General features: G+C 63.8%; 6 protein-coding genes. 1 reads left to right on the top strand and 5 read right to left on the bottom strand.

What is annotated here, in order from left to right; all coding sequences use genetic code 11:
- A partial coding sequence (locus EOA29_RS26840) for a GDSL-type esterase/lipase family protein (protein ID WP_245468550.1) occupies nucleotides 1-535 on the top strand: 535 nt, incomplete at its 5' end.
- 513 nt (nucleotides 536-1,048) lie between these two features.
- Here the strand turns inward: EOA29_RS26840 and EOA29_RS26835 are convergent.
- The 5 genes from EOA29_RS26835 to EOA29_RS26810 form a co-directional block, all read right to left on the bottom strand.
- Complete coding sequence (locus EOA29_RS26835) at nucleotides 1,049-1,312, bottom strand: hypothetical protein (protein ID WP_126092012.1); 264 nt, start codon at nucleotides 1,310-1,312, stop codon at nucleotides 1,049-1,051.
- 97 nt (nucleotides 1,313-1,409) lie between these two features.
- Complete coding sequence (locus EOA29_RS26830) at nucleotides 1,410-2,369, bottom strand: dihydrodipicolinate synthase family protein (protein ID WP_126092013.1); 960 nt, start codon at nucleotides 2,367-2,369, stop codon at nucleotides 1,410-1,412.
- A gap of 518 nt (nucleotides 2,370-2,887) precedes the next feature.
- Entirely contained in the window at nucleotides 2,888-3,565 is a 678-nt protein-coding gene (locus EOA29_RS26820; RefSeq protein ID WP_126092014.1) for a TetR/AcrR family transcriptional regulator, read from the bottom strand.
- A gap of 56 nt (nucleotides 3,566-3,621) precedes the next feature.
- On the bottom strand, nucleotides 3,622-4,146 hold the full coding sequence (locus EOA29_RS26815; protein ID WP_126092015.1) for a hypothetical protein: 525 nt from the start codon (nucleotides 4,144-4,146) through the stop codon (nucleotides 3,622-3,624).
- Nucleotides 4,139-4,341: glycine cleavage T C-terminal barrel domain-containing protein (locus EOA29_RS26810; protein WP_145969813.1), on the bottom strand; the 203-nt coding region annotated here is incomplete at its 5' end. The genes EOA29_RS26810 and EOA29_RS26815, both read right to left, overlap by 8 nt.

The following is a 4,341-nucleotide window of genomic DNA, read 5'->3' as shown; positions in this document are numbered from 1 at the left end:
CAACCAGGGGATCGGCGGCAACCGCGTGCTCGCCAGCCGTGCCCGCGGCGCTAACGCGCTCGCCCGCTTCGACCGCGACGTGCTGAGCTTTCCGAACGTCAAATGGATTTCGGTGCTGGAAGGCATCAACGACATCGGCTGGCCGGAAACCATGCTTGCCGGAAGCCAAGAGGCAGTCGCTGTCGAAAGCCTGATCGCGGCCTACCGGCAGATCATCGCCCGCGCCCGCCTCAACGGCATCAAGGTGCTGCTCGGCACGCTGCCGCCTTTCGGCGGCGCGTTCGAGGGCCTGCCGCTAAAGACCTTCTACTCGGCGTTCAAGGAGCGCGACCGACAGGCGGTGAACGCCTGGATCAGGACATCCGGCGAAGCCGATGTCGTCGTCGATTTCGAGCGCGCGCTGGCCGATCCTGCCAATCCGTCCAGGCTGCTCGCCGCCTTCGATTGCGGCGACGGCCTGCATCCGTCCGATGACGGTTACGCCGAAATGGCCAAGGTGTTCGAGAAAGCTTTCGAGGGTTTGCTGGTAGGCTGAGAAGGCAGCAGCGACCCAATTCTTACTTGGAACGCCGTCGTGGTCGGCATCCTCGCCGTGGTCGTGTCCGACTTGCAGGGTTGGTTGCCGTCCTTGGATCAAGCAGGCAGATCCCACCGGAGCCCCTGGCGGCGAGATTGGGAACCATCCGCCAACTCCAAAGTCGTTCGGGAAACGAAAGGCGAAGTCGGAGTTCGTTGAGCGGTAGCAGCTCCAACAGGTCTCGGCGCTTCTCCCAGAAGCATCAGCTAAATCCTACACAGCGGCTCGCGGAGGCAGATTTGATCTGGCTCAAAGAAGGCGAAGGCGATCCCCATAAGATACCCCTATATCGCTTTACTGCTGAGCGGTGCTGCAGATCAATCCAAATTTAACCAAAGACTATGGGAACAGAAAAGATGAAAACAAAAAGCGTGGAGACTTCGGCTGTCATTGTGGATGAGAAAGCTCCGCCAGTTGGAGGGTCTCTGATGCGAAGCATGCCCGCTTTGATCACGCTGGCTGCGACATTGATCATTGCGGGGTGCCAGCAGTTGCCTGCTGATCATTGGTCCGGCGCGGCATGCCGGACAAAGGCGAGCGACACCAAAAACTGTTACCCAACGGACCTTCCGCATCTACCCGTGCACAGGTGATCGGAGACGGATCGGTCTGGCGCCCAGCTGTGCCGGCCAAAACGACCGTCTCGCGCCTGGCTTCCAGCTCGCTTGCCTGTGGCGGCATCGTCTCGAAGGTGGCCAGGCCGTGGAGGACGTGATGGGCATAGATCGCCTCCACCGCCTCCCTATCCTCATCCGCGTCGCGTATGTGCCATGCAGCGATGGCGGAGGGAGCGCGGATGGTTCAGGTGACTCCCCGCCGCCATGCAGGCCGGTCAGGCAGCGTATCTTGCCATAGCAGGCTGCCTCGACCACTGGGCATACCAGGCGTCGAACAGCTTGAGCTGGGCCTCGGCATAGCCGCGCTGGCTGTCGGTCAGGGCGTCCGTCTCGTTGAAGTGAAGCCGGTATTCGGGGTTACCCTTGAGCACCATCATGTGCTTGAAATAGAGCACCAGGTCCGGACCCTCGTCGAAGGACGAGAGCACGCCAAGCGCGGCGTCCAGCTCCAGCGCCAGCCGGCGCGCTTCGGCGTCGCCCTTCGCCGCCGCCCGGCTGAGACCCACGAGATGCAGCACTTCCTTCGGCAGCACGTTGCCGATGCCGGTGATGGCGCCGGAGGCGCCGCAATTGACGAAACCGTGGAAGACGGCGGTGTCGACGCCGATCATCAGCGCAACCTCATCATCGCGGCTGGTGATGTTTTCCGCCGCGTAGCGCAAATCCGCCGGTCCGCCGAACTCCTTGAAGCCAACCAGGTTCGGATGTTCGGCGCGCAGCGCGAAGAACAGATCGGCGCGCGTGGCAAAGCCGTAATAAGGGCTGTTGTAGATGACAGCCGGCAGGTCGGGGGCGGCGGCGAGGATCGCCTTGAAGTGGTGGCGCTGCGCCGTCACCGACGGTCCGCGCGACAGGACGCGCGGGATCACCATCAGGCCGCGTGCGCCGACCTTCTGGGCATGGGCGGCGTGGGCTACGGCACTGGCGGTGTTGACCGCTCCGGTGCCGACGATCACCGGCACGCCGGCTTTCACCAGCCGCTCGACGCCTTCCATGCGCTGCTCGTCGCTCAGCAATGGCCAATCGCCCATGGAGCCGCAATAGACGACCGCCGACATGCCGGCGGCGATCAGCTCGCGTCCCTTGCGCACGAGCGGGTCGAAGTCGGGGAGGCGATCATTCGTGCAAGGCGTCATCAGCGCCGGCATGCAGCCGGAAAAGACATTGGCGTTCATTCGGATCCTCCTCGAGGCTGGCACGCAGATTGATCAGTTTGTCCCGGAGCGGTGCGGCTTGCCAAGCGGATAATCGTGGTCGACCGGGAGAAACGACGCGTACGAAGCCAGCATTCGCGTCGCTGGCGACGTCGTGCCGCGGGCGCGGCTTACGATGATGGAAGACTGAAATCGCCGGCCGCCAAAGCGATCGTTCCGCAGATCACCGGCCGCGCCTGGAGCACGGGCGAGCACAGCCGCGATCTCGATCCCGACGGACCCTTGCCCCGCAAAGCTATGTGCTGTCGGACATGTTGGGCATGTCGACCTCGGTGAAGTGGCAGCGCGACCGGCGATGCCGGCGGACCGGCCAGAGACGAACCAGTCGAGCGTGACGTCAGCGGGGATTAGTTGTTTAGGCGCCCGCGCAAAATAGTAGCCTGTCGCGTGATTTTATGTCGACTGCCGGGTGAGCCGCCAAGGAGTTTCACGCAATCTGAATTGAGGCGAGGGTGGTGCGCGGCGCTCCGCGGCGTCGATCAGTCGGGTCTGCCCGCCTGCGCGGTGCGCCGCCGCACCTTTTCGGCAAAGGCTTCCACCTCTCCTTTGCGAGGTGCTTCGCCCGTGTGCGTGAGCAGGTAAGCCGGTGTGAGCGACAGACGGTTGCTCACCGGCTCGACGATCTCGAGCGAGTAGTAGCCGATCTGCGTGAAATACAACACGCGCGCCCGCACGAATGCTTCCGTGGCTTCATAGCCGTGCCTTGAAAACATCGCGCGGATGGCATCGACGCGCGCGTCGTCCTCCTCGGTCACGATCCGGTGCACTTCGGCGGACTGGCGCGACCAGGCGCGCACGGCGAAATCCAGCCGCGGATTGAACAGCGCCTCATCCAGCCAGCACTCGAAGACGTTGAGCACGGCCTGCGTTATCGACGCGGCGGGCCGGCCCGCCTGCTCGACGATGAAACGGGTGTTGTTGTTGCGCCAATGGTCCAGAAGCTGATCCAGCAGGTCCTGGCGGCTCTTGAAATACCAGTAGAAGCTGGAGCGGGAGACGTTCAGTTTCTGCCCGAGCGCAAGCACGCGCACGGCCTCGACGCCCTCTGAGATCAGCGTCTCCAGCGCGAGCTTCATCCAGTCCTCGCGCGTCACCTTGGTGTTGCCGGTCAGACCGGACCGGCGCACGACGTCTTCAACACTGGAATCGGAGAGCATAGCGAGCCAGGCAACATTTAACTTAACCGCGGCTAGATAAACCTGAAAGCGAACCGCTACAACGCTGCCGATTGTTCGAGCCATTCCCAAAGATAGGGCGCGAAACCGCGGTCGACGTGGAGACGCGCCCGGTTGGGGTTGCCGAAACGATAGAAGAGCACATTGACGCCGGCAAAAAGCACCGAAGCCGAGCGGCTTGTCTGGTCCGGATCGAGCGTCGTGCCCCTTGCGACCAGACCGGCCAGACCCGGCCCCTCGACCTCGAACACATGCAACCCGGCATCCACGATGGAAACCGCGAAACCAGCTTCGTGCCAGCCGGCCGCGATAGAAAACGGCCGTTCTCCAACGGCAAGAATGCGATCGCGCGCGATCCGCACCATGTAGTTGTCGCCGCTCGCGACTGCACCGGCGCCCACGCCCTCGCCTGCAAGTCCCGAGCCTTTCGACCAGGCCGCCAGGTGGCCGCTGACCAGGAGCTGGTTCAGCCCGCCCAGCGTGCGCACGCTGACGCCGCCCTTGTTCAACACCGCAGCGGTCCAGTCGGGCGCCGCCGGCCACTTGTCGGCCAGGTTACGCATGCAGGCGCCTCCCTTCCGGATCGAAGGCGCAGGGCGGGACTATGGTTGCTTGCCGCACGACGCCGAGATGTTGAACGTCGATCGTTTCGCCATGCCGCGCGGCGCCCCGTTCGATGAGCGCCAGGGCGACCGGGCGCCCCAGGGTCGGACTTTGATAGCTGGAGGTGACGACGCCGATGCTTCTGCGGCGGCCCC

Source organism: Mesorhizobium sp. M1E.F.Ca.ET.063.01.1.1, from assembly GCF_003998155.1.
Lineage (GTDB): Bacteria > Pseudomonadota > Alphaproteobacteria > Rhizobiales > Rhizobiaceae > Mesorhizobium.
This window is presented reverse-complemented; position numbering and strand designations above follow the sequence as displayed.